The following is a 4,043-nucleotide window of genomic DNA, read 5'->3' as shown; positions in this document are numbered from 1 at the left end:
TGTCCACCCGGTGATAGCTCGGCCCGCCGGTGAACAGCGAGCTGAGCGCGATTGCGCCGGCGATCACAAGGACGTGATCCTGGAGATCAAGGCGGGCGAGGGCGGCGAGGAGTCGGCGCTGTTCGCCGGCGACCTGCTGCGGATGTACACCCGATACGCCGAGCGGCACGGCTGGGTCACCGAGGTGATCGACGCGCAGGACTCCGACCTCGGCGGCGTCAAGGACGTCTCGCTCGCGGTCAAGACGAAGGGCGTCCCGGAGGGCGGCAACGGCGTCTGGTCGCGGCTCAAGTGGGAGGGCGGCGTCCACCGCGTGCAGCGGGTGCCCGTCACCGAGTCGCAGGGCCGGATCCACACGTCGGCGGCCGGCGTGCTGGTGCTGCCCGAGGCCGAGGACGTCGACGTGAGCATCGACCCGGGCGACATCCGGGTCGACGTGTTCCGCTCGTCCGGGCCGGGCGGGCAGTCGGTCAACACCACGGACTCGGCGGTACGCATCACGCACCTGCCCACCGGCATCGTGGTGAGCTGCCAGAACGAGAAGAGCCAGCTCCAGAACCGCGAGCAGGCCATGCGGATCCTGCGGGCCCGGCTGCTGGCCGCGGCGCAGGAGGAGGCCGACGCCGCCGCGTCTGACGCCCGCAAGGCGCAGGTGCGCACGGTCGACCGCTCCGAGCGGATCCGCACCTACAACTTCCCCCAGAACCGGATCAGCGACCACCGGATCGGCTACACCGCCTACAACCTCGACCTGGCTCTGGCCGGCGACCTCGACGGCGTGCTGGACGCGCTGACCGAGGCGGACCGGGCGGCCCGGCTGGCGGGCGAGACCGAGCTATCCCGGCACTGACCGGGCCAGGCGGTCGACCCGGCGCAGCGCGTCCGGGATCCGGTGCGCGCCGGCCATCGCGCTGACCAGCGCCGCGGCCTCGTCGACCGGGATGCCGGCCGCGGTCACGTAGAGCGGCCTGGCGCCGCCGCGGACCACGGGCAGCGCGTGCGTCGCCGAGCGGAACGCGGTCTTCGCGACACCGACCACCGGCGTGTCGATCTCCGCGTGCAGGCGCGCGCCCAGCCCGGGCCGCCCCGCCGGGTCCAGGTCGACGTAGCCGTCCACCACCAGCAGGTCGACCGGCGCCGTGGTGGCCAGCACCGCGCGGATCGCCGGCAGTTCGCGTTCGAAGAAGAAGCCCGGCCGGTACGCCGGCACGGCGCCGACCGTGGTCACCCGCTCCTCGACGAGCGTGGCGAACCGGGGCTCCGTGGCGACCACGAGGGCGGCGCGGGCGCCGCCCTCGTCGGGATAGTGCGCGTCGACCGCGGCGTAGCGCGGGGTCATCCCTTGGCGCGGTGCTGGAAGCCGAGCAGCGCCGTCTCGACCGCCTGCCGCACACCGGCGTAGCTGAACCCGGCCTCGGTGAGCACCTGCCCGGCGGCGGTGTCGGGCATGCGCAGCAGGCCGAGCAGGATGTGCTCGGTGCCGACGTAGTTGTGCCCGAGGTCGAGCGCGCTCTGCGTGGTCTCCTCCAACAGCTGCTTGGCGGCGGCGTCGAACGGCACGTGCTCGGGCGCCGGGCCGGCTTCCGCGGGCAGCCGGGCGGTGACCGCAGCGGCCAGCGCGGCGGGATCCTGCCCGAGCGCGCCGACCAGCTTGGCGGCCAGGGCGTCGGTGGCGCCGAGCAGGGCGACCAGCACGTGCTCGGGCTGGACCTGCTGGTCGCCGCGGGTGCGGGCCAGCGCCTGCCCGTCCTTGACGACCTTCGCGGCCTTCTCGGTGAACCGCGCGAACCTGCCCGCGCCGCCGCGCTGCTGCGCGGCCTGCTTGGAGACGCCCATGGCGTCGCCGATCTGGCTCCAGGACGCACCGGAGAGCCGGGCCGCCCGGATGAAGTGGTCGATGAGCTGGTCGCCGAGGTCGCCGAGGGCACGCGCCCGGGAGCGGGCCTCACCGACCCGGGCCACCGGGTCCGCGTCGGGCAGGTCGCGCTCGAGCTGGCCGATCAGGTCGTCGACGGAGATGTCGAAGGGTGCCATGCGTCAAGTGTGGGTTGACGGATGCCAGATCGTCAAGTGTTCCTTGACGAGCGAAACGGGAGATTTTTGCCCATTTACGTGGCTAATGTGGCGTGTGTGAGGTGGTTTCGGCTCGCAGCCGCTGCCGTGCCGATCGGGCTGCTCGTGGTGCTGCCCGGCGTCGCGCTGGCCGCGCCCCTGCCGAGCACCGTGGCCGTCGCGCTGGCGGGCAAGGTCGCGCCGGCCACGGTGCGGGCGGGGCAGGACGCGACGCTGACCATCACGGCCAGCAACAAGGGGTTCCTGCCGGCGGCGGGGGTACGCGTCGCGGTCCCGCTGCCGTCCCGCCTCGCCGTCGCCAGGCACTCCGCCAGCCAGGGCACCTTCGACGGTCTGCTGTGGACCGTCGGCGCGCTGCCGGTGCGCCGGGCCGCGACGCTCACGCTCGTGGTGCGGGGGAGCGGGCCGGCCAGCGTGACGGCGGTCGCCGGGCTGGTCACCACGACACCCCGGGACGGCGACGCCCGCGACGACGTGGCGACGGCGGCGCTGCGGGTGACCTCGGCGGCGGGCGCGCCCAAGGTGCCGCGGGCGGACCTCGCCGTCGTCGCCCGGGTGGTGCCGGCCGCGGCCGGACCCGGTGAGCCGGTCAGCTTCGCGGTCACCGTGACCAACAAGGGCCCCGACCCGGCGACCGACGTCGAGCTGGCGGACCCGGTGGTCGCCGGGACGTTCCTGGCCTCCGCCGCGACGGTCGGCCGGGTGACGGGGCTGCCGGTGCGCACGGGCGCCCTGGCGACCGCCGCGCGGTGGCGGGTCGGCACGCTTGCGCCCCGGGCCAGTGCGACGTGGACGGTGCGGACGCTCGCCACCGCCCCCGCGGTCGGTGACAGCGCGGTGCTGGTCACGCAGAGCGGTGCGGACGATCCGGTGCCCGGCAACGGCGTCGCCCGCGCCGCTCCGGTGGTGTCCGCGGCCGACGTGGCGGTCACCCGTGACGTCAGCAACCTCACCCCGGTCTTCGGTCAGGAAGTGACGGTGACGCTGACGGTCAGCAACGCCGGGCCGGACCCGGCCCGCGAGGTGACCGTCACCGACCCGCCCACCGGCGCGCTGGCCTTCGAGTCCGCGACGTCGAGCGCCGGCGACTATGACCAGGAGGCGGGCCGGTGGGTCCTCGCCGAGGTGGCGCCGGGCGCCGAGGAGACGCTGACGGTGCAGGTGCGGGTGGCGGCGTCGGGGGCGATCGCCGGCCGGGCGACCGTCGAGGCCCGGCCCGGTGACCCGGACCGCGCGAACAACGCCGCCGAGACCGTGGTGACGGCGAGCGGCGACGAGACACCGGCGACGCCGATGTTCCGCACGGGCTTCCCGCTCCCGTTCACCGAGATCCGCCTGTCCACGCTGGAGGCGACGGCGGTCGGCGGCCTACTGATCGCGTTCGGCTGCATGCTGCTGCTGCACCTGGCGCTGAACCGCCGCCCCGTGAGCGGTGGTCAGGAGGCGGCGCGAGGGCGGCGTTTGGAGCGGAGCATCTCGCGGTCGGCGATCTCGAACGCCTGGCCCAGCGCGTCGCGCAACGCCGGGCCGGAGCCGTTGACCTCCGCGAAGCCGACGCTCACGCCGACCGGCGTGCCGGGGACCAGCGCCTGCCAGTCTTCGGCGGCGACCGCGGCCGCGACGCGGCGGGCCACGTCGGCCGCCTCGGCCATGCCGGCGCCGGGCAGCACGACGACGAACTCGTCGCCGCCGTAACGGGCCACGAAGTCGCCCCGGCGCATCACCCGGTGGATCACCCCCGCGATCCGTTGCAGGACCAGGTCGCCGGAGTGGTGGCCGTGCTCGGTGTTGACCGCCTTGAAGCCGTCGAGGTCGCACACGCCGATGACGGCGCGTTCGCCGCGAGCGACCATCGCCGCCACGTAGCGCTCGAGCTGCCGGCGGTTGGGCAGCCCGGTCAGCGGGTCGGTGAGCGCCTCGCCGGCGAGCTGCGCGGCGGTGCGGCGCAGCTCCTCGCGCTCGATCTGCGC

4 protein-coding genes and 1 pseudogene are annotated in these 4,043 nt (G+C 74.9%); 2 read left to right on the top strand and 3 right to left on the bottom strand.

What is annotated here, in order from left to right; all coding sequences use genetic code 11:
* The coding region (gene prfA, locus AB0H87_RS39010; protein WP_360157957.1) for a peptide chain release factor 1 at positions 1-850 on the top strand (850 nt) is incomplete at its 5' end.
* Here the strand turns inward: prfA and AB0H87_RS39005 are convergent.
* Positions 836-1,339 (bottom strand): endonuclease V, encoded by a 504-nt coding sequence (locus AB0H87_RS39005; protein WP_360157954.1) that lies wholly within the window; start codon positions 1,337-1,339, stop codon positions 836-838. The two genes, prfA and AB0H87_RS39005, sit on opposite strands and share 15 nt — an antisense overlap.
* Entirely contained in the window at positions 1,336-2,034 is a 699-nt protein-coding gene (locus AB0H87_RS39000; RefSeq protein ID WP_360157951.1) for a Clp protease N-terminal domain-containing protein, read from the bottom strand. Before AB0H87_RS39000 ends, AB0H87_RS39005 begins: the two co-directional genes overlap by 4 nt.
* A 21-nt stretch (positions 2,035-2,055) precedes the next feature.
* Here AB0H87_RS39000 and AB0H87_RS38995 point away from each other — a divergent pair.
* Positions 2,056-3,318, top strand: a pseudogene (locus tag AB0H87_RS38995) (hypothetical protein); the annotation flags it as partial.
* Between the two features lie 191 nt (positions 3,319-3,509).
* On the opposite strand, the gene AB0H87_RS38990 reads toward AB0H87_RS38995, so the two are convergent.
* On the bottom strand, positions 3,510-4,043 hold a 534-nt coding region (locus tag AB0H87_RS38990), incomplete at its 5' end, for a GGDEF domain-containing protein (protein WP_360157948.1).

The sequence above is a fragment of the Asanoa sp. NPDC050611 genome, assembly GCF_040654855.1.
Taxonomy (GTDB): Bacteria; Actinomycetota; Actinomycetes; order Mycobacteriales; family Micromonosporaceae; genus Asanoa.
This window is presented reverse-complemented; position numbering and strand designations above follow the sequence as displayed.

Bases quoted from the DNA above. Each gene is read 5' to 3' on its own strand.
- AB0H87_RS39005 (WP_360157954.1), bottom strand. From the start codon at position 1,339: ATGACCCCGCGCTACGCCGCGGTCGACGCGCACTATCCCGACGAGGGC.
- AB0H87_RS39000 (WP_360157951.1), bottom strand. From the start codon at position 2,034: ATGGCACCCTTCGACATCTCCGTCGACGACCTGATCGGCCAGCTCGAG.